A 22415-nucleotide genomic window follows, 5' to 3' on the forward strand; every position below is an offset into this window, starting at 1 on the left:
AAAACTGATGATTTTTCGTAACTTTGCAAACCGAAAATATTATACAGTGCACAAAACACATAAATGAGACAACTCAAGATTACGCAATCCATTACAAATCGCGAAAGTCAGTCGCTAGACAAGTACTTGCACGAGATTGGAAAAGTGGATTTAATTACGGCAGAAGAAGAGGTAATTTTAGCTAGAAAAATTCGGGAAGGTGATCAAGCCGCATTAGAACGTTTAACAAAAACCAATTTGCGTTTTGTGGTTTCTGTTGCAAAACAGTATCAAAACCAAGGACTTACTTTGGGAGATTTAATTAATGAAGGGAATTTAGGCCTTATAAAAGCTGCAAAACGTTTCGATGAAACTAAGGGATTTAAATTTATTTCTTATGCCGTTTGGTGGATACGACAGTCTATTTTGCAGGCGATCGCAGAACAAAGCAGGATTGTACGTTTGCCCCTTAACCAGGTTGGTTCTTTAAGTAAAATTAGCAAGGCTTTTTCTAAATTAGAGCAAGAGTATGAGCGTGAGCCTTCTCCTGAAGAATTGGCAGAAATCCTAGAAACTACTGTTGAAAAAATTTCAGATACACTGAGCAATTCAGGTCGTCATGTTTCGATGGATGCACCGTTTGTTCAAGGTGAGGAAAACACGTTGCTAGATGTGTTGGAAAATCACGAGCCGAATACAGATAGTTCCTTAATAGACGAATCGCTTTCCGAAGAAATTAAACGTTCTTTATCTACGCTCACAGAAAGAGAGAGAGAAATCATCGTGTTGTTTTTCGGGCTTGGATCTAACCATCCACTATCATTGGAAGAAATTGGCGAGAAATTTAACTTAACGAGAGAACGTGTTAGGCAAATTAAAGACAAAGCTTTGCAGCGTTTACGTCATACCTCTCGAAGCAAGATCTTAAAATCTTATCTTGGTTAAAAACCAAGTCACATACATTAAAAAAAGGATTGGCATTTGCCGGTCCTTTTTAGTTTAGAAGATTTTTATATTAAGATTTACCAAACAATACTCTAAGATCGTACGACGTCTATGGAGCAAAACATTTTTTTTGAAGTGGTGAAATGTTCCCTATCTCTCTCCGGTAAATCTCGTCCAAAAGAAAAAAGAGCTGATGCTAATCTCCTTACTAAAACAACAAATGCTTTACCGTTAGCCCATTGTTGATTAATTGTTTCAATGAATCGATACCTATGCGTAAATGTGTTTCCACGTAGTTTTCAGTAATGGCACTATCACTTTTTTCGGTTTTAACACCTTCGGGAATCATCGGTTGATCAGAAACAAGTAACAGCGCGCCTGCAGGAATTTTATTGGCAAACGCTGTGGTGAATATGGTTGCCGTTTCCATATCTACAGCCATAGCCCGCAACGTCTTTAAGTATTTTTTAAATTCGCGATCGTGTTCCCAAACACGTCTATTTGTGGTATAACATGTTCCTGTCCAATAATCTCTTCCATAATCTCTAATGGTGGTAGAAATAGCTTTTTGGAGCGCAAATGCGGGCAACGCAGGTACTTCAGCGGGTAGGTAATCGTTAGAAGTTCCCTCGCCCCTTATCGCTGCAATTGGCAAAATTAAATCCCCAAGCTGATTTTTCTTTTTCAATCCGCCGCATTTACCTAAAAACAATACGGCTTTTGGCTTAATCGCAGTAAGCAAATCCATCATAGTCGCAGCCATGGGACTTCCCATACCGAAATTTATAATGGTAATTCCATTGGCAGAAACGCTTTGCATAGGTTTATCCAAACCATAAATAGGTGCATTTTGATTCCATTCAGAAAACATGCTCAGATACTTGCTAAAATTCGTTAGCAAAATATAGTCAGTAAACTCTGACAATGGTCTCCCTGTATATCTAGGCAACCAATTGTTTACAATTTCTTCCTTGGAAACCAAACCAGATTTAACCGCAGAAACTATTTCTTTAATTTTTTTCTGCTTCATCCCAGGAATCATATCTTTCTTCACTTCTTTTTCTTCGTTCATAATTCAATAGATCACATTCCAGAAATAAGTTATTAAAAAAAATCCCCTCGTGCTGAGCGAGGGGATTTTCCATGTTTATCAGGCTGCTTTCAAGTTCTTAAAATTTGCCTTTTGAAACTTTTCGTTCGCATAATCGAGGGTAATGTGCAGTTCTTTCACATCCGCTAGGGTTGGAGTGTCAAACATTGCATCAAGCATAATCGCCTCGCAAATAGACCTGAGCCCCCTGGCTCCCAGTTTGTATTCCATTGCCTTATCAACGATAGAATCCAAAACATCGTCTTCAAAAACCAACTTTACTCCCTCATAGTCAAACAATTTTACATATTGTTTGATAAGAGAATTTTTTGGCTCAGTTAAAATACTCCTTAACGATTCCTTATCTAATGGATTTAAATGCGACAACACAGGAATTCTTCCAATAAGTTCAGGAATTAGGCCAAAAGATTTTAAATCTTGAGGTGTGATGTATTTATAAAGATTTTTTAAATCTAGCTCATCATCCTCCTTTTTAACTTTATAACCTACTACATTTGTACGTAACCTGTTGGCAATTTTGCGTTCGATGCCATCAAAAGCACCACCACAAATAAATAAAATGTTATTGGTATCTACCGGGATCATCTTTTGATCAGGATGCTTTCTTCCACCCTGCGGTGGAACATTTACAATAGTCCCCTCTAAAATTTTAAGCAGCGCTTGCTGTACGCCTTCTCCAGATACATCCCTCGTAATAGATGGATTGTCGCTCTTCCGTGCAACTTTATCTACTTCGTCAATGTAAACTATACCACGTTCTGCGGAAGCTACATCATAATCAGCAGCTTGCAACAAACGGGTCAATATACTTTCTACATCTTCGCCAACGTAACCTGCTTCTGTCAATACTGTTGCGTCGCAAATACAAAAAGGAACATGCAGGATTTTCGCAATTGTTTTTGCCAATAGCGTTTTACCTGTACCAGTTTCACCAACAAGCATAATGTTGGATTTTTCGATCTCAATTTCGTCTTTTTCTATTTTTTGATTAAGCCGCTTATAATGATTGTAAACAGCTACAGACAAGACTTTTTTTGCATCGTCCTGCCCTATTACATATTGATCTAAATGATTCTTTATCTCCAACGGTTTTAACAAAGACAGCGTATTGGGGATATTTTTTGCCGATTTATTACCGAGTTCTTGCAACAACAATTGATTTGCCTGAGTTACACATTTATCACAAATAAAGGCATCCATGCCCTCGATTAACATCAACGTTTCACTTTTGCCAGAATGGCAGAATGAACATCTTGAATCTTTATTTTGTTTTGCCATTTTTTTTCTCGTTTCTCGATAACACTTCATCAACCATACCAAACCCCTGAGCTTCTCCTGCAGTCATCCAATAATCTCTATCAGATGCCTTTTCTACCCAATCATATGTTTGCCCAGAATGTTCCGAAATGATGTCATACAATTCCTTCTTCAACTTTAGCATCTCTCTTAAATTAATCTCCATATCAGATGCGACCCCTTGAGCGCCACCTGATGGTTGGTGAATCATTACCCTAGAATGTGGCAAGGCAGACCGTTTACCTGCCGCCCCTGCCACTAGTAAAACGGCACCCATTGAAGCCGCAATACCTGTACAGATTGTAGCTACATCTGGCTGAATATACTGCATGGTATCGTAAATGCCTAGTCCGGCGTAAACTGAGCCGCCAGGAGAATTAATGTAGATTTGAATGTCTCGTTCTGCATCGGCAGATTGTAGGAACAAAAGCTGCGCTTGAATAATATTTGCATTTTGATCGTGAATCGCGTCTCCAAGAAAAATGATTCTGTCCATCATCAATCGAGAAAATACATCCATTTGGGCCACATTTAATTGACGCTCTTCTATAATATATGGCGTCATCGACTCCGGCGATAGGTTGGCCTGAGCAATAAATTTATCTACATGAAGGCCGCCAATACCTTGGTGCTTCACGGCATAATTTCTAAATTCTTTTGAATCTGCTTTCATGGTTTCGTTTCCTTTATTGGGCTGTAAAAATGACCATAATCGTTTTTATAAAAACCCATTCTGTAATTGTGAATATTACTTAAGTTGGTTAATTTTCGTGCCAGTTAATCTAACATCGAAAACGATAAATTTAACCCATTATCCTATAATCCCTCTAAAACTACAAAATATTTACATTTTTTACGCAATGCGGCGTTAACATTCAGATAATGAGTAATTTCGATTGCTATCCTGTCAAGCGAAATTATTAGACATAAAAAAAGAGCAACTTTTTAAGGCTTGCTCTCTTTAAATTCACATCATGCGCACTGTCAAAGCGTCAGTAACAGTTGCATCATTATAATCTATTTAACCTTTTGCATTTCTACAAATTTATCATAATCGATGTCTTGTTGTTCTAACGTAGCCAAAGATTTAATGTATTCAAAAGTTTTCAAGGCTTTCACTTCTTCAAATGTTCGGTTGGCATTTTCTTTCTCCTGTAAAAACTGGGCAACATATTGACCAAGTTGATCTTCGGGCAAAGGTTGTGGACTATACATTCTAAACTGTGCATCGATTTTTTGTTTAGCTGCTTGAAAAACATCTTCGTATTTGATCTCGATTTTATTGTCTTTAATGATTTTATTCTCAATTAAAGTCCACTTTAAGTTTTTTGCAAAGTCATCATAACCTTCAAGCAACTCCTCATTACTCAATTTTTCATTGGTCGCTTTAAGCCATTTGCGCAAAAACTCATCCGGCAATTCAAACTGATGTTGCGCCAATAACTGCTCGTAAATATCATTAGAAAGCTTGCGATCTGAGTCCTGTTGAAACATGCCTTCTACCTCTGCTCTTATCTTCTCTCTAAAACCTGCCTCGTCGGTCACTTCATCTTTGCCAAAAAGCTTATCAAAAAACTCTTGATTTAAATCTGCCTCTTCTAAACGGTTTACATTTTTTACCACAAGTTTAAAATTAGAACTAACGTCTCTTGCTTGGTCTTCTTCTATTTTTAACGCTTTGGCAATTAAATCAGATGCTACTAAAGCAGCTTTAATGTCGATAGTGAGCTCGGCTTCTTTTTGCAATCCAACTAAAGATGCTCTAATTTTAGCATCTTTAATCTGATCTAATCTAATGGTTGCAGAACTGCTCAATCCTCCTGCTACTTCACTTCCATCGGCGGCCAATTCTGTTAAATCTACATACAATACGTCGTCATCGGCTGAAACTTCAGGATTCGTCATTTTTCCATAGCTTCTTCGAATGTTTTTTATCCTACTTTCGAGCGTTTCATTGTCGGCTTTCACCACATATTGGGTAAATTTATCTTTCGAAGTAATGTTTACATTTACTTCAGGAGCAAGGCCTAACTCATAATCGAATTCAAACTCATCAGTATTATCCCACTTAAAGTCTCCTTCTTTTTCAACTACCGGAAGCGGCTGACCTAAAATCTCTAATTTTTGCTCAGTAAGATAATTGGTAAGTGTGTCGCTCAATAAATTATTTACTTCCTCAACCAAAATACTTTTACCATACATTTTCTTAATGTGCGCAACAGGAACCATCCCTTTTCTAAAGCCAGGTAACTGCGCTTTTTTAGCTTGATCTCTAATTGCTTTATCAACCTTGTCTGTGTAATCTGCGGGAGCCATTTTTATTTTTACAACCGCAGTAAGGTTTCCAGTCTTTTCTTGTGTAATATTCATTTTTTTTAGGTCTGAGTATTAAAATGTGATATTAAAGGTAAACTTCCCTCAATCTTCACACCGATTTTTCGTTTTTATCAATGTTCAAAAAAATAAAACCGCTCCGATTGTTATCGGAACGGCTTCAAGTACTGTGCGGATGAAGGGACTCGAACCCCCACGCCGTGAAGCGCCAGATCCTAAGTCTGGTGCGGCTACCAATTACGCCACATCCGCAATTAGGAATTAATTTGGATTGCAAAGATAGACATTAGAATGAATTATCAAAAAGTAAATAAAACTTTATCTAGATAATTTTCATAAAAAAAGCTAAGTACCTAGTTTACAACACGGCTCACCAGAAAGAAAAATAACACGCTGCATAACTCTGCCCTAAAAGAGCACATGTTATGGTATTTCGACCCTCCAAAGCGAGCTTCAATCAAATTAAAATTGAATCATTTTAACGATCGTTCTGGGCCTGCTTCTAACGGATAGCCATCTACTCTTTTTCCTTTCATCGTAACTCTTTTATCAAGATAACTATCTAAATTGATAGTACTACTTTTTAACGCATAGGATTTTTTAGCTGCCTTTAGAATATGTGTTCCATATTGAAAAGAACTCATTCCCAACATTTCTATTATTCCGGTAGCTTTAACGCAAGTTGCCGAGCCTGAGTCTTTCATGGCGGTATACCCTGAAAAAAACAACAACAAATAACAAATATGAGATTGCTTTTTTCATCCCGGTTTAAATTAGATTAATTTTTATGACATGAATTAATAGGAAACCTTCAAAGAACTACTGAAGTGACTTCTGTAATTCAAAAAAATATTGCACGGCCTTTACCATTCTACTTCCATACCAACTAAACATTTCGCCATCAACCAATAGAACTTCGGAATTTGGCAGGGCTTCTTTTATTTTGGCAAAATGCTTCTCTTTAAATGGATAAGGTTCTGAGGACAACAAAACAAGCTCACAATTTAGTGCACTTAATTCTTCAAAACTTATTGTTGGATACCTATTTAGGTTGACCATATTTATAACCCCAATGTTGATAAGCATACTGTTTATAAAGGTATTTTGGCCCGCAGCCATATACGGATCTTTCCAGATAAGATAAGCAACGCGCTTACTTGCGCTATTTTGTGCAGCTAATGAAGCTAAGTCTCTAGACCCCGCCTCAATTAAGTGTTTGAGATAATGTGCCTCCGGTGCGCGATCTACCAACGATCCAATCTGGCAGATCATTTCAACAGCATCTTCAATGGTGTAAATATCGCTCATCCATACGGGGAACCGTTGCTGCAAAAACGTGATATCTTCTTTGCTATTTTCTTCTTTATTGCCAATGATTAAATCTGGCTGAAGTTGTTCAATTACTTCTAAATTGAGCTTTTTTGTTCCACCAACTTTTGTTCGAGAAGTAAATTTTTCTATTGGATGTATACAAAACTTGGTAAGTCCGACAACCTCATCATCCAAACCCAGATCAAACAACAGCTCTGTTTGGGAAGGTACAATAGATATAATTCGCTTCGGTGGAAAATTAATTGTAACCGAGTTTCTTAGCTGATCGACGAATGTTTTTTGCATTGTTCAAAGGTAAGAAAACCATTCTACAGCGCTTATTAAATAAAAGTCCATCCCTTAATATCCTCAGAAAATCGGAACAATTGCCGCTTTTTTTAGTTAAATTAACAGCATAACAACTATAATGAACGAAAAAACAATCATCATTTCTAACAGATTACCAGTTAGGATAATTGAAAAAGACGACGAATACACTTTCATTCCAAGCGAGGGTGGACTAGCAACTGGGCTAAGTGGGGTTTACAAATCTGGAAATTCCATTTGGGTTGGTTGGCCTGGTATAGACGTACCTGCAGAACGACATCAAGAAGTTATTGAAAAATTAAGTCATTTAAATCTTTATCCTGTTTTTCTAACCCAAGAAGAAATCAATCTTTACTACGAAGGGTTTTCAAACGAGGTTCTTTGGCCAGTTTTCCATTACATGGTTACTTACGCAAATTTTGAGCAGCGTTATTGGGAGAGTTATAAATCTGTAAATCAAAAATTTGCGGATGCGGCTAGTTTCGTAATGGGCGAAAACGATAGAATTTGGATACACGATTATCAGTTGATGCTTCTGCCTGGCATTTTAAGGTTTGCACAACCTCAATCCACCATCGGCTTCTTTAACCATATCCCATTTCCCTCCTACGAAATTTTTAGATTAATTCCTTGGCGCGAAGAATTGTTAAAGGGCGTAATGGGATCGGACTTAATTGGTTTTCATACTTACGATGATGTAAGGCATTTTGTAAGCACTACAACCCGGTTACTGTCTGTAAAATCTTCTTCTAATGTGTTAATGGAGAACGATCGGTCTGTGGTGGTGGAAGCATTTCCGATGGGGATAGATGCTGAAAAATTTGCCGACTTACCAAATCAGCATGATGTCAAAATCGAAATCGCAAATTTAAAGGAAGGCAGAGAAAACATTAAATTAATTTTGTCCATTGATAGATTGGATTACAGCAAAGGAATTATGGGTAGGCTACGCGCTTATGAAATGCTACTCCAACAAAATCCAGAGTATTTAGAGAAAATAGAGCTCTATATGATTGTTGTGCCATCCAGAGATAATGTTGCTCAGTATAAAAGTTTAAGAGATCAAATAGATCAGTTTGTAGGCAATTTAAATGCTAGGTATAGAACGCTAAACTGGAACCCAATTAATTACTTTTATAGATCGTTTCCTATTAATGTGCTTTCCTCTTTATTCTCTACCGCAGCCATTTGTTTGGTAACACCTATGAGAGATGGGATGAATCTTGTGAGTAAGGAATATGTGGCGAGCAGAATTAGCAACGATGGTGTTTTGATTTTAAGCGAGATGGCAGGCGCATCTAAAGAACTGACAGAGGCGCTGATAGTAAATCCAAACAATTTGAGCGACATTAAAGAAGCTATTATTAAAGGGCTGGAAATGCCTTTAGCACAACAACAAGAACGCATGACATCTATGCGTGCCATAGTGGCAAAATTCAATGTAAATCATTGGGTAAACAATTTTATCTCCAAATTAAACGAAGTGAAAGAAGCTCAGAATTCATTAAAAACCAAACATGCTGTAAGCAAGATTAGAGAAAAGATTGTGGAAAATTATAAAAACGCGAGCGAACGGACTCTATTTTTAGATTATGATGGAACGTTGGTGGGTTTTTCTGGGGACATAGATCAAGCCACCCCAAATGAGGAGCTGTTAAATCTACTGAATAAATTGATCTCGGACCCAAAAAACAACGTGGTTATTATTAGTGGCAGACAACACCAAACTTTGCAGAACTGGTTTGGCGATCTTGATGTGAATTTTATTGCAGAACACGGTGCATGGCAAAAATATCGAGGTAACGAATGGACGTCTCTGCCTTTATTAACGGACGGATGGAAGCGAGAAATTAAAGCTTTGCTAGATACTTACACAGACAGGACTCCAGGTAGTTTTGTCGAGGAAAAAAGTTACTCTTTAGTATGGCATTATAGAAAATCTGAAGCGGGACTAGGAGATTTACGAGCAAATGAGATTGTAAGTAATTTGCGTGTACTTGTTGCTGATAAGGGTTTAAAATTGATGCCAGGCAATAAGGTTATTGAATTTAAAAACATGGAAGTGAATAAGGGGAAAGCAGCGCTTAACTATCTTCACGGAAGGAAAACGGATTTTATATTGGCTTTGGGAGACGATTATACAGATGAAGACATTTTTAAAGCGCTGCCTGAAACCGCTTTTACGATAAAGGTTGGCGACACAAGTTCTGCTGCCAGTTTTTATTTGATAGATTATAAAGAAGTGAGAGAATTACTTTGGGCGCTAGTTGATTAAATAATTATTGTAAATAAAAAAGCTTAGAATCAATTGCACTGCAACGATTCTAAGCTTTTTCTTTGTAAAAAACCAGGAATGCTAAGAATTATTGCGACAAAAAAATTGGTCTATCTAATTTGGTGGCAATCCTATAAGCCGCATTCATGAGTCCAACGTGGCTGTAAGCTTGCGGGAAATTACCCCATTGGCTTTCAGTTTCGGCATCCACATCTTCACTAAACAGCAACAAATGATTGGAATATTTAACAATGTTTTCAAATTCCCTAATTGCATCGGCGGTTCTTCCCACACAGGCTAGGGCTTCTACATACCAAAAAGCACAAATTAAAAACGTAGTTTTTGGTATTCCAAAATCGTCTGCATGGATGTATCTATAAAAAAGACCGTGTTCGGTTTTAAGTTCCTTTTCTAACGCCATAAGATGATTTTTAGCCCTATCAGAAGCGGGGTCTAAATAGTTCATTACAATAAGCTGCAAGGTGCTAGCATCTAAATGTTTACTTCCAACCGCATTTGTATAAACCTTTCGTTCTGGATCATAGCAATTTTCTATATGGGCAGAAGCTTTGGCGATCAAGACATTCGCGCGATCTTCAAAATCTTTATTCTTAATCTGCTTGGCCATTTTTAAAGCTGCGTTCGCACCTGCCCACTGAAAAAGATTGCTATAACAATGCATGTTTGCGATATTTCTAAACTCCCAAATACCTGCATCTTTCTCATCTATAGTCCGCTCAATTAACGATAAAACGCGCGATATCCATTTTGGAGAATCATTGCGTTGAGAAAATATAAAACGCTGATCTACGTACAATGGCAACATGGATATAAGCACTTGACCGTAAATGTCATTTTGAATATGCTCTGAAGCTTGATTTCCAATTCTTACTGGTTTCTCACCCATATACCCGTCAAGGTATTCTAACTCAACTTCTTCTAAATCTTTCTCGCCAGTAATGCCATAAAGAGGCTGATATCTGTCGTCTTCGGCGTAACTTATATCACTTAAGTAATTGAAAAACTTTTCCATTTCTTCAAAATGCCCAATGTGGTTTAGGGAAGTGAGCACGTAATAAGAATCGCGCAGCCAACAAAAACGATAATCCCAATTGCGTGTACTTCCTAAAAACTCCGGCAGACTAGTTGTACTTGCAGCTATAATTGCACCAGTGTCTTCATATTGATGGATTTTTAGAACAAGCGCCGAGCGGATTACCAAGGCCTGATGAAAATCGGCAATATTGGAATGTTTTATCCAGGTACGCCAATAGTCGACTGTTTTTTGAAGAAAGTCTTCTGCTGTACTCGGCACGCCAGCTTGCAGATCAAATCCATAAGTTAGAATAAGATATTTAGTTTCATTAAGTACAAATGCACGTTCCTCAATTATGTGATTTAATGATACATTAGTACTTAACTGGAGATTTTCGTCTCCTCCGGCAAAATCCATATGACTACTTCCCCTACATTTCCGCAGTTTAGTTTTACCATAATTATAAACTGGATTACATTTTACGGTAATTCTTGGTTCTCCTGTTACCGGCTCTATTTTTCTAATCACCATAAGTGGCTTGTAATAGCGCTCATACAGCTGAAATCTAGGTGCGAAATCAGTTATCTTATAAGCACCATAATCGGTAGTTATCTGCGTACATAATACATTTGTATTTTCCACGTACCATTGCTCAGATTTGTACTCCCCATTTGGAAGAATGGTAAATTCACCGCCCTTATTTTTATCTAGCATACTGCCGAACACAAATGAACTGTCGAATCTTGGCATGCACAACCAACTAATGTTTGTATTCTTATTTATGTGAGCGATTAATCCACAGTTTCCAATTATTCCTGTTTCGTAAATGTGTTTTTCTGCCATAAAAGTTGCTTCTAAAATTTAATGCTTTTTAAATTGGAAAAATGAATCTCCTATAGATTAAAGAAAAAAAAGCCAATTTAGTTTAGGAAAAAATTAATTTCCTAAACTAAATTGGCTCTATGTACCTTACGTTAAAGGTCAAATTTCTGTTCCACTTGGTAAGGTCGCCCCCTTTTTTACAACCACTATTCCATCTTTTATGGTGTAAAGTTCGTGTTCCGCATCTGCCAGATGTTCCCCACCATTTATTTTTACGTCGTTTCCAATATTGCAGTTTTTATCTATAATGGCATTATTGATGTAGCATCGATCTCCAATACCTATTAATGGCGTGCCTGATTCGTTCGCCGCAATAATTTCTTCGGCAGTTTGATACCTATCACTGCCCATCACATAGGAATTGGTAATGGTGGTTGATTTTCCAACCCTACAACGAATTCCTAAAATGGAATGCTCTACTGTGTCTGCCTGAACAATACATCCCTCGGCAATAATAGCTCTATTGAGCATGGTGCCTGAAATTTTAGAAGGCGGAAGCATCCTTGCCCTTGTAAAAATGGTATGAGAACTGTCAAACATGTTGAATTTTGGCAACTCGTCCGTCAACCCTAAATTTGCCTCGAAAAAAGAAGCTATCGTACCAATGTCAGTCCAGTAACCCTCATACTGATAACTCAATACGGTTGTATTTTCGATAGCTCTGGGAAGAATTTCCTTTCCAAAATCTTTCTCATCTGGATTATTGTTTAAGATGTCAATTAAGTATTTGCGATTAAATAAGTAAATTCCCATACTAGCTAAGAAATTTCTTCCCTCGCCTTGCATTTCTTCACCTGTGTCAGATATCCAGTCTTCAAGGCCTGTCTTAGGTTTTTCTGTAAATGAAGTAATTACATTTTCAGTGTTTGCTTTTAAAATTCCAAAATCGGTCGCCTCTTTAGCGGTAACAGGGATAGTTGCAATGGTTACCTCAGCATTTGCCGCAATGTGGTTATCAATCATTTCCTGAAAATCCATTTGATACAACTGATCGCCAGACAAAATTAATATACGGTCGGACTCGTGCGCATCAAAATGATGCATACATTGTCTTACAGCATCTGCGGTTCCTTGATACCAACCTGAATTACTTATCGTCTGCTCAGCAGCTAAAATATCTACAAAAGCCTTACTAAAATGACTGAAATGATATGTATTCTTGATGTGTTTGTTTAAAGAGGCAGAATTGAACTGAGTAAGTACAAACATTCTATGAATGCCAGAGTTGATGCAATTTGATATAGGAATATCTACCAGCCTGTATTTGCCCGCAATAGGTACCGCAGGCTTAGACCTGGTTTGTGTAAGTGGTGCTAATCTTGATCCCTGGCCACCGCCAAGAATTACGCCCAAAACTTTACTAGTCATAAGTGTTATTTATTTTAATATTTGGTATAGTTTTATATATTCTTCAGCAGCCCTATCCCAAGAATGATCAATCTTCATAATTGCCTTCCTAATGGCTCTAAAGTTTTTTTTATCTGCATAAAGCCCAACTGCTCTACTAATGCCATCTGTAACGTCGTAGACATTGGTTTGATCAAAACAAATTCCAAAACCGCCATCTCCAATATCTATTATGGTATCTTTTAAACCTCCAATTCTTCTTACCACTGGTATAGTCCCATACCTCAATGAATACAACTGATTCAAACCGCAGGGCTCAACTCTCGACGGCATCAGAAGAAAATCTGCACCTGCATAAAGTTGGTGAGACAGCTGTTCATTGTATCCTATGTACACGTTGTAGTTCGAAGAATGTACATTTTTGATGTCATTTAAACGATTTTCTACGCTTTTATCCCCTGAGCCTAACACCAAAATATTTATTTTATTTTTATGATAGTGCAACGAATCGTAAAAAACATCGGGTAGCAAATCTGCACCCTTTTCATCCACCAATCGCCCAATAAACACGAATAATGGTTTGTCCACATCTAAACCAAAAACACCACAAATAGCTTTTTTGTTTGCAAGCTTTCCTACTTCGACTGTTTTCAAATCGTAATTCTTAGCGAGCATTGGATCCGTTAGGGGGTTCCAAACTTCTGTATCAATGCCATTCAGAATGCCGACACATTTTCCACGCTCATAATTAAACAATGACTCTAGGCCGCGGGCATTGTATCTCATCTCTTCTAAATAGCTGGGAGATACCGTGGTTACACGCCAGGCGCATTTCACTCCCGAAGCAAGCGGATTGATATCTCCTTCCCACTCTAACAAACCAGATTTCCAAAGATCAAAAGCGGGAATATAGTATAGTTTGTCCCAACCAAATTGACCTTGATATTGTGCGTTGTGGATGGTTAATATGGTTGGGGTTTGATTTAGAGATTGATATTTAACACAGTTTGCCGTCATAAATGGCCCCAAACCTGTATGATGATCGTGAAAATGTAATACGTCGGGACGATGTTCCCATTGCGAAATCCAATCTAAAGCAGCAATCTGAAAGGCTAAGAATCGCTCCGTATCATCCAGATAACCATAAACGTTTGGCCGATCTGTTAAACCTGGGATATGAACGATATAAAGATCGAAACCTAACTTATTTGTTTTTTCTTTAAGTATCCGGAACGAAAACCAGTGGTTTCCATAGTTTCCCCAAGCATCATAAACAACTGCAAAGTCATTTTCCCTGATAAACTTTGTATCGTATGCGGGCACTACCACCTTAGCGATATGACCAAGTTTATTTTGATATTTAGGTAGCGCGCCAACAACATCTGCCAAACCACCAACTTTGGCAACCGGATAACACTCTGCGCTTATATGAATAATCTCCATTTATATTATGCTCTTTGTCTTGCTCAAGTTACTAATTGTTTTGAGCAATGCAAACTATAGCTATTAATTTAAAAAGCAAAAAAAAACCGGTCGGCAAGGCCGATCGGTTGTGTATAAATCTTTAATATTTTAGGAAAATAAGGCGGAATTATTTCGAATTTTCCTTTTCTGCTGCAGATGCATTTGCAAAAACAACTATACCTGCTCCAAATGTGATCAAGCCCGCGAAAAACTCGATGCTGCCGAAATTGGTACTGTTGCCCGAATCGCCGACATTCATTGCATGGAAAGGAGTAAAAATAACCGAGCCTATGACCACAAGTAACCCTAAAACAGCAATACCCAAACCTAAATACTTTTTCATAATAAACTTCTATGATGCAAATGTACTATATAAATGTATTTGCATAAAATTTTTAGGTTAATTTTATGCTATTTTAAATTTAATAACCTCAATTCATCGCTTTTTGAAACATTAAAGCTGCTACAGTTAAATTTGTCCTGTCGTCTATCAAAATGGCAGAGCCGTTTGCCCTATTGTTTTTATAAAGATCGAGCGGTAAAACCTCGGCGGTTTTTAAGATCACCCGTCCGATATCATTTAACTTAAAATCTTCGGCACCATGCTCTTCTAAAGTATTGATGTCCACTTTGTGTAGAATATCGACTATCTTGCACCTAGTCTTTTTACTATTATGCTGTAAGGTATATGTTATCGATGGGTCCAAAGGTTTTGTGTCCATCCAACAAATGTCGGCTTCAATTTGCTTACTGTCTTCAGGCAATGCGGAAGAATTTACAATGGTATCTCCTCTGCTGATGTCTAAGTTATCTTGCAGATGAATTACTATCGATTGACCTGCTTTTGCTTCTTTAAGGTTCTCCTCGAAAAAATCTATCTTTTTTACGGTAGTTTTTACGTTGGACGGGAGAATGGTTACCGCATCTCCAACAGAAAATGTTCCGCTAAGTATGCGTCCGGCATAACCGCGGTAATCGGGAAGATCTTCTGTCTGCGGCCTAATAACCCACTGAACGGGCATGCGTGCTCGTTTAGAATTTTCTAAATGATCGGTATCAACCGTTTCTAAAAAATGCAGTAAGCTATCTCCCTTAAACCAAGGCATGTTCATCGAATTTTGCACAATATTATCGCCTTTCAGCGCACTAACAGGAATGTAAGTCACATCGACTAAACGCAACTTTTCCGCAAGCTTTTTATAAGTTGAAAGAATTTCGTTATAAGCATCTTGGCTATAATTTACCATATCCATTTTGTTGATACACAATACCACGTGTTTAATACCGAGTAGGGAAACGAGGTAGGAATGCCTGATTGTTTGCTCTACAACGCCATTTCGTGCATCTATTAGAATAATTGCCAAATTTGCAGTAGACGCCCCGGTAACCATATTACGGGTATATTGGATGTGGCCAGGCGTATCTGCAATAATGAATTTTCGCTTTTCTGTCTGAAAATATTTGTAGGCAACATCAATCGTGATCCCTTGTTCCCGTTCTGCCCGCAACCCGTCGGTAAGAATCGCTAAATCGATGGATCCGTCGTCATTTTTTCGATTTGAGGCTCGTAGAGCTTCCAGTTGATCTGTCAAAATAGAATCTGTATCAAAAAGTAAGCGTCCAATTAATGTGCTTTTGCCATCATCTACGCTACCTGCAGTAAAAAACTTAAGAATGTTCATTTTAAAAGTTTAAGGATAAAAGTATCAAGTATTAGGCTGCTACTCGCAGCCTAAAAACTCAAACCAATTTAATCGTATTATTTATAAAGCATCTGTAATGGGAGTTAATTTTTAATCTTGATACTTGTTACCAATTACTCGAAAGCGCCCTAAAAGTATCCTCCTTTTTTCCTATCCTCCATCGCTGCTTCAGAAACTTTATCGTCTAATCTGGCACCGCGTTCAGATATTTTTGAGGAACTAATTTCAGAAATGATGTCGTCTATCAATATTGCTTCAGACTCAACCGCGGCGGTGCAAGACATGTCTCCCACAGTTCTGAACCGAACTTGCTTTTGTTCAACTACATCTTCCTCATCCATATTTAAAAACGGCGAAGCAGCCATCAATTGACCGTTTCTGGTAATGCAATCTCGTTGATGAGAAAAATAGATGCTAGGCAAACTAATGTTCTCCCGCCTAATGTAATTCCAAACATCTAATTCGGTCCAATTGCTAATTGGAAAAACCCGCACATTTTCGCCCTTGTGTATTTTGCCGTTATAAATATTCCACAATTCTGGCCTTTGCCTTTTCGGATCCCATTGTCCGAATTCATCTCTAACAGAAAAGATACGTTCTTTGGCTCTTGCTTTTTCTTCATCGCGCCTCGCGCCACCAATACACGCATCGAACTGATATTTCTCGATGGTATCCAATAATGTTACGGTTTGCAAAGGATTTCTACTTGCATTTTTCCCTTTCTGTTCTGCAACTTTGCCCTGATTTATCGAATCTTGTACCAATCCTACAATAAGCTTTTCACCAATACGGGCCACCATTTCATCTCGGTAGGTAATGGTTTCCTCAAAATTATGCCCTGTATCTATATGAACTAGCGGAAATGGAAATTTACCAGGCCTAAAAGCTTTCTCTGCCAACCTAACAAGAGTAATAGAATCTTTTCCACCGCTAAACAAAAGTGCAGGCCTTTCAAATTGACCGGCAACTTCTCTTAAAATGTGAATCGCCTCTGCCTCTAGCTCATCTAGGTAGTCGTAATTATATGCTGTCATTTTTTATCTCTTTCTTGTTTTAACTTTTAATTGCGGTTAGGGGTTACGCATAATGGCGGACCGCTTTAATATTAATTATTATTTGCCATTGGTTGCCGATTATAGCTTTTAAGAAATGACGTAGAATTGAGAGTTGTCCATTAACCTTCAGACACATGCAAACCGCATTCTTTCTTAGATTGGTCTTCCCACCACCATCTTCCTGCCCTAAAATCTTCCCCTGGTTGCACAGCTCGCGTACATGGTGCACAGCCTACACTTGGAAAACCCTTATCGTGCAATGGATTATAAATGATATTATTTTGTTTGATAAAGGTTTTTACCTCATCCAACGTCCAATGAAAAATAGGGTGAAACTTTATTAACTGATTGCCTTCATCCCATTCTAAATCTCTCATATCTTCCCTATTTACACTTTGATCAGCTCGTATACCGGTTATCCAAATACTGTTGCCGGCCAATGCGCGTTTCAAAGGTTCTATTTTTCTAATGTGGCAACATTCTTTTCTATTTTCTGCCGATTGATAAAAACTACTCGGCCCTTTCTCATTCACCATCGCTTGCAGCGTTTCATTTTTTGGATAATAAGCATGTATTTGCTTGTTGTATATTTCTATCGTCCTATTCCAAACATAATAAGTTTCTGGAAAAAGTCTACCCGTTTCAAGCGTAAAAACCTTGATGGGAATGTTATTTGAAAAAATAAGGTGTGTTATTACTTGATCTTCCCAACCAAAGCTGGTAGAAAAAACAATTCTACCAGGATAAGAATCGGCCAAAAACCTAAGCTTGTCCACCACATTACCTAAATCAATTAAACCGTTGCTTATTGCTTCAAACTCCTTCTCCATCTTTAAACTAATTTCAAAATAAATAAAATAATACTGCGAATGCTTACTGCGATTACAATCATTCCCACCACAACCATAATGGTTTTCGCAGAGATTTTATTAGAAACACGTGCCGCAATAGGTGAAGCGAGCGCACTACCAATAATCAGGCCCAGAACAGCTTCCCAATGACTTACGCCTAAAATGGTGAAAAAAGTTAAGGAACTAAGTGTGGCAATAAAAAAGCGGCTAATTTTTACTGTTCCTAAGGAGAAAAGCGGATGCCTGCCACCCGCAATCAAACTCGAAAGCACGATAGAACCCCAACCACCGCCAAAAGCAGCGTCGATAAAACCACCTACAAAGCCAAGCAGACCAATTCGCTTTATCTTTTTACCAGACTGTTTGCGTTTAATATTGATTGCTTTTGACAAAATAACAAAACCCAAAAACAAGGTATATAAAGACACAAAAGGTTTCACATAATCGGCATAAGCATGCAGGGATGATAAAATAAAGGCCCCTAAAACTGCTCCAATAATGGCAGGAATAATTAATAATTTAAAAAGTTTCCAATTTACATTGCCCATCTTAAAATGCATCCACCCTGCAATGCCATTGCTTAACACTTCTGAAATATGGATCGCCATACTTGCCGACGCTGGCGGAAGTCCCATCGCTAATGAAAACGAGGCCGAGGTAACTCCATAAGACATGCCAATGGCTCCATCTATCATCGCAAATACAAAACCTGCACCTAAAAACCAATAAAAGATAGGGTCGATATTTAACACGAGCGATTGAAACTCGGGCTCAGACTTCCACAACGATAGTAAAACAGTTGAAATGAGCAAAATAGAAGCTACCCAAATTAACCATTTCATATTGCGCTCTGCAAAACTACGCTTGGGCGTGATGAGCTTTTTAGTCACTCGATTTAGTCTCCTTACTTTGTCCGAAAAGTCGCCCGTTAAAGTCAACCTAAGAGCGCTCATATTCTGCAAAGTTTCATCGAGTTCCTCCGGAATGCCCTCTTTCAAAATTTCTTTTATCCGCTTTGCGATGGTGGGCGACTTTCCATTTGTGGAAATGGCAATTTTAAGATCTCCTTTTTGAACGATTGACCCCAAATAAAAATCGCATAGATCTGGCGTATCTGCCACATTAATGAGTAAACCTTTTTGATGAGTAACAACTCTTATTTGTTGATTTACAATATTGTTTCCCGTAGCGGCAAACACAATATCGATTTCCTCCAAATCTGAGACTTCAAAACTTTTTTGCTTTAGCGTTATCAACGGATAACCCACCGCAAGTGCAAATACCGCAGGGGAAATGTTTTCTGCCACAATAGTAATGGTTGCATTCTTGCTATTTTGTACGATAGCTGTCAACTTCTCCAAGCCAATATTACCTGCGCCGATAAGTAGCGTACGCAACGTATTCAACTTCACAAAAACAGGAAAAAGTTGATTGCCTTTCTCCTCTTCGATTAAGGAAGGTTGCAACGAATTTTCTGCGTTAGGCAAGACTTGCATAAGAGGCAATTAACTTTTTAAAGGATGGATGTAAGGAGACCACTTTGCCAAAAACCAATAATACAGGGGCTTTAATACTTTCTTGCGCTACCATTGCTTCGATTGTTTCTACAGTTCCAACCAACAATTTTTCATTTTCTGCAGATCCATTTTGAATCACAGCCGTGGGCAAATCGTGTTTTCCTGCTATTTTAAAAATCTCAATTATTTTTGACAATTGTCTCAGACCCATTAATACAATAACAGTTGCTTCTGAATGGGCTGCCTGATAAATGTCTTTAGAAACTTCGCCGGAGGTAGTAGTGCCTGTAATCACCCAAAAACTTTCTGCCAAGCCTCGATGAGTAACCGGAATTTGCTGTAAGCCGGGAACGCCAATAGAACTAGAAATACCAGGAATTACTGTGACCGGAATGTTATAAAACTTAGCATAATCAAGCTCCTCATATCCTCTCCCAAAAACAAATGGATCGCCACCTTTTAACCTGACCACGTGACCAAAGTTTTGGGCATAATCCACAATCAATTTATTAATTGCCTCCTGTTTGTAAGAATGCTCTCCAGAACGTTTTCCCACATATACTTTGATCGAATCTTTTGGCGCATAGGCTAACAGCGCTTCATTTGTAAGCGCGTCGTACAGCACAACATTTGCATTTTGTAACGCTTTAATTCCCTTTAAAGTGATCAAATCCGGATCTCCAGGACCTGCGCCTAAAAGGGTTATTTTGGGTTGTATATTTATTTGTTGTTCGATCATTTCTTTAATTTAAAACGGCTCTCTGTTCTTTAACTTTATTTAAGAATTGATCTGCTTTTGCAAAATAAGCTTTGGCGAAAGATTCGCTTGCTTCGTTTTTATTTATTTGCAACGCAAAATCCATAAAAGTTCCTTCGATTATAATTTCTCCAGTTTCTATAAAATGGGTGTCAAAGTCTCTAAGTACGCCAATTTGCGTATTGCACTGTACAGCCTTATCCAACAACAATGCTTTTGCGGCATTTACTAAACCGCTGTAAATGTGATAGATACCATCAGCAAAGTTATCATTGTTGATGTTTTGTTTAGCCATAGCCATCTTCTCATCCACCTCTAACAATAAAGTAGCAACTAAATCTATAATTACGCCTGCACATTCTCCAACGCCGATGGCCGTTTCAAACTGCTCTTCATGGCCCCAGTCTACAAATTCTTCCGCCGTTAAATTCTTTAAATTACCTAAAGGTTTAAGCAATTGATAGAAATAATCCTTTCCTTGCCTGTCGTAATATTGCTGAAAATTCTCCGTACCGAAATTGTTTCCCTGAAAATCGCTTAGCAGATACCGCAAAACATTGTCTGCCCTTTTAGTTGGTATTTTTATCACACGTTCAGCAGCCCGTCCAACGCCATCGCCAACAATTCCACCGCCTAGCAACACTTGCACGGCCGGAACCACTTTGCCATCTGCCTTTACTGAGCTGCCATGAAATCCAATTTCTGCTACACCGTGCTGACCGCAAGAATTCATACAGCCACTAATTTTTATATTTAAGTTCTTCTCGTAGATAAGCTCAGGAAAATCAGAATAGATTACGTCTTCCAAAACTTCTGCAAGCGTCATAGAATTAGATATACCAAGATTGCAAGTATCAGTTCCTGGGCAAGTAGTAATATCTGCCACACTATTGAAACCTGCAGTTGTTAATCCGATTTTGTTTAAAGCTAGATATAAGGAAGGCAAAGCTTCCTTGCGCACAAATTTTAAGAGTAGACCTTGGTTAACCGTAACCCTAATTTCATCGGCCACATACGGTTTTATCGCAGCTATAAATGCTCGGGCCTGATCCACTTTCATATCGCCAACTTGCACTTTTACGTATACGCCAAAAAATCCTTTTTGCTTTTGCTCAACTGCATTGGTAGCGAACCAATGCTGATAATGCAATTCCTTTTGAACATCTGTTTCGGCGTACTCAATAAGTTCTGGTATTTTCGGTGCCGGAACAGCATCTCTATCAATTTTAAAAGACTGTACTTTATTGGCAACATGTTCTTCTTGGGCAAGCCTTAAAAATTCCTCAATGCCAATTTTTTGGATTAAGTATTTTAGTCTCGCTTTGTTTCTATTGTTGCGTTCTCCGTAACGATCAAAAGTTCTAATAAGTGATTCTATAAATGGAATGCATTGATCTTCTGGCAAAAATTCATTAATGATGACCGCTAAAAATGGTTGTGCCCCCAAGCCACCACCAACCGACACTTTAAATCCCCGCTCACCCGCTTCATTAAGCTTGGGGATTAGGCCAACGTCATGTATAAAGCTCATCGCTGTATCTTTATCACTGGAAGAAAAACATATTTTAAATTTTCTTCCCATTTCCTGACAGATGGGGTTTCTTAAAAAATATTTAAAAGTTGCGTGTGCATAAGGCGACACATCGAATGGCTCATCAGCGTCTATACCAGCATTTGGAGAAGCTGTAACGTTACGCACCGTATTGCCACAAGCTTCTCTAATGGTTACATCATCTTCAGAAAGCTTAGCCCAAAGCTCGGGCGTTTTGTCTAAACTAACATAATGAATTTGTATGTCTTGACGGGTTGTAAGGTGTAAATTTCCACTTCCGTATTCTTCGGAAATATCTGCAATGCGTAAAAACTGCTTAAAAGTTACTTTACCAAAGGGAAGTTTAATGCGTACCATTTGAACTCCCGGCTGGCGTTGACCGTAAATCCCTCTGGCTAAACGTAAACTTCTAAACTTATCATCGTGCAGGTTGCCATTTCTATATTCATTTATTTTTTTCTCTAAATCGATGATGTCTTGTGATACAATTGGATTTTCTAACTCTGTTCTGAAACTCTGCATTTTTTATAAACTATGTGCTTTTATGCGGTAAATATTGTTAATGTTTTTTTAACCTGTACAACTCATTATCCGAATCGATTTCCTATTTCATTTAATAGTTTCTGTCAAATATATAAAGTATATAGGAATAGTAGACATTTTTACCAAAAAA

At 38.1% G+C, this 22415-nt stretch carries 18 protein-coding genes and 1 tRNA gene; 2 read left to right on the top strand and 17 right to left on the bottom strand.

Annotated elements, in window-relative coordinates; genetic code table 11:
* Positions 1–63: 63 nt before the first annotated feature.
* Positions 64–924 carry a sigma-70 family RNA polymerase sigma factor gene (locus ACVWYG_RS01335; RefSeq protein WP_354360485.1) on the top strand — a complete coding sequence of 287 codons (861 nt, stop codon included), beginning with the start codon at positions 64–66 and terminating at the stop codon, positions 922–924.
* Between the two features lie 208 nt (positions 925–1132).
* Here ACVWYG_RS01335 and ACVWYG_RS01340 read toward each other — a convergent pair whose 3' ends face one another.
* From ACVWYG_RS01340 to ACVWYG_RS01370, 7 genes are all read right to left on the bottom strand, one after another.
* Positions 1133–1996, bottom strand: coding sequence for an AMP nucleosidase (locus ACVWYG_RS01340; protein ID WP_457268325.1), 864 nt, complete (start codon positions 1994–1996; stop codon positions 1133–1135).
* 78 nt (positions 1997–2074) lie between these two features.
* A complete protein-coding gene (gene clpX / locus ACVWYG_RS01345) occupies positions 2075–3313 on the bottom strand; it encodes an ATP-dependent Clp protease ATP-binding subunit ClpX (RefSeq protein WP_457268326.1) in 1239 nt (412 codons plus the stop codon).
* Positions 3297–4004 carry an ATP-dependent Clp endopeptidase proteolytic subunit ClpP gene (clpP, locus tag ACVWYG_RS01350; protein WP_457268327.1) on the bottom strand — a complete coding sequence of 236 codons (708 nt, stop codon included), beginning with the start codon at positions 4002–4004 and terminating at the stop codon, positions 3297–3299. Before clpP ends, clpX begins: the two co-directional genes overlap by 17 nt.
* Positions 4005–4348: 344 nt before the next feature.
* On the bottom strand, positions 4349–5701 hold the full coding sequence (tig, locus tag ACVWYG_RS01355) for a trigger factor (RefSeq protein ID WP_457268328.1): 1353 nt from the start codon (positions 5699–5701) through the stop codon (positions 4349–4351).
* A 134-nt stretch (positions 5702–5835) separates the two neighbouring features.
* Positions 5836–5917: transfer RNA gene (locus tag ACVWYG_RS01360), tRNA-Leu, on the bottom strand.
* Positions 5918–6138: 221 nt separating this feature from the next.
* On the bottom strand, positions 6139–6369 hold the full coding sequence (locus tag ACVWYG_RS01365; RefSeq protein ID WP_457268329.1) for a hypothetical protein: 231 nt from the start codon (positions 6367–6369) through the stop codon (positions 6139–6141).
* A 115-nt stretch (positions 6370–6484) separates the two neighbouring features.
* Entirely contained in the window at positions 6485–7282 is a 798-nt protein-coding gene (locus tag ACVWYG_RS01370) for a helical backbone metal receptor (protein WP_457268330.1), read from the bottom strand.
* 121 nt (positions 7283–7403) lie between these two features.
* On the opposite strand from ACVWYG_RS01370, the gene ACVWYG_RS01375 reads away from it, so the two are divergent.
* Positions 7404–9578, top strand: a complete 2175-nt coding sequence (locus ACVWYG_RS01375; protein WP_457268331.1) for a bifunctional alpha,alpha-trehalose-phosphate synthase (UDP-forming)/trehalose-phosphatase — start codon at positions 7404–7406, stop codon at positions 9576–9578.
* A gap of 88 nt (positions 9579–9666) precedes the next feature.
* On the opposite strand, the gene ACVWYG_RS01380 is transcribed toward ACVWYG_RS01375, so the two are convergent.
* The 10 genes from ACVWYG_RS01380 to ACVWYG_RS01425 form a co-directional block, all read right to left on the bottom strand.
* The gene (locus ACVWYG_RS01380; RefSeq protein WP_457268332.1) at positions 9667–11457 is read right to left on the bottom strand and encodes a glycoside hydrolase family 15 protein; all 1791 of its coding nucleotides are present in this window, start codon (positions 11455–11457) and stop codon (positions 9667–9669) included.
* A gap of 138 nt (positions 11458–11595) precedes the next feature.
* Positions 11596–12864 carry a glucose-1-phosphate adenylyltransferase gene (locus ACVWYG_RS01385; RefSeq protein WP_457268333.1) on the bottom strand — a complete coding sequence of 423 codons (1269 nt, stop codon included), beginning with the start codon at positions 12862–12864 and terminating at the stop codon, positions 11596–11598.
* A 9-nt stretch (positions 12865–12873) separates the two neighbouring features.
* Positions 12874–14286, bottom strand: a complete 1413-nt coding sequence (locus ACVWYG_RS01390; protein ID WP_457268334.1) for a glycogen synthase — start codon at positions 14284–14286, stop codon at positions 12874–12876.
* Between the two features lie 148 nt (positions 14287–14434).
* The gene (locus tag ACVWYG_RS01395; RefSeq protein ID WP_457268335.1) at positions 14435–14650 is read right to left on the bottom strand and encodes a hypothetical protein; all 216 of its coding nucleotides are present in this window, start codon (positions 14648–14650) and stop codon (positions 14435–14437) included.
* A gap of 88 nt (positions 14651–14738) precedes the next feature.
* Positions 14739–15989: a sulfate adenylyltransferase subunit 1 gene (locus ACVWYG_RS01400; RefSeq protein WP_457268336.1), complete on the bottom strand. Its 1251-nt coding sequence runs from the start codon at positions 15987–15989 to the stop codon at positions 14739–14741.
* A gap of 149 nt (positions 15990–16138) precedes the next feature.
* The gene (gene cysD, locus ACVWYG_RS01405; protein ID WP_457268337.1) at positions 16139–17044 is read right to left on the bottom strand and encodes a sulfate adenylyltransferase subunit CysD; all 906 of its coding nucleotides are present in this window, start codon (positions 17042–17044) and stop codon (positions 16139–16141) included.
* Between the two features lie 140 nt (positions 17045–17184).
* Positions 17185–17895 carry a phosphoadenylyl-sulfate reductase gene (locus ACVWYG_RS01410; RefSeq protein WP_457268338.1) on the bottom strand — a complete coding sequence of 237 codons (711 nt, stop codon included), beginning with the start codon at positions 17893–17895 and terminating at the stop codon, positions 17185–17187.
* A 2-nt stretch (positions 17896–17897) separates the two neighbouring features.
* Positions 17898–19412 carry a TSUP family transporter gene (locus ACVWYG_RS01415; RefSeq protein WP_457268339.1) on the bottom strand — a complete coding sequence of 505 codons (1515 nt, stop codon included), beginning with the start codon at positions 19410–19412 and terminating at the stop codon, positions 17898–17900.
* On the bottom strand, positions 19396–20172 hold the full coding sequence (gene cobA, locus ACVWYG_RS01420) for a uroporphyrinogen-III C-methyltransferase (RefSeq protein WP_457268340.1): 777 nt from the start codon (positions 20170–20172) through the stop codon (positions 19396–19398). The genes ACVWYG_RS01415 and cobA overlap by 17 nt, the downstream gene beginning before the upstream one ends.
* A 4-nt stretch (positions 20173–20176) precedes the next feature.
* On the bottom strand, positions 20177–22264 hold the full coding sequence (locus tag ACVWYG_RS01425; RefSeq protein WP_457268341.1) for a nitrite reductase: 2088 nt from the start codon (positions 22262–22264) through the stop codon (positions 20177–20179).
* Positions 22265–22415 lie beyond the last annotated feature (151 nt).

This window comes from Pedobacter sp. UYEF25 (genome assembly GCF_054061655.1).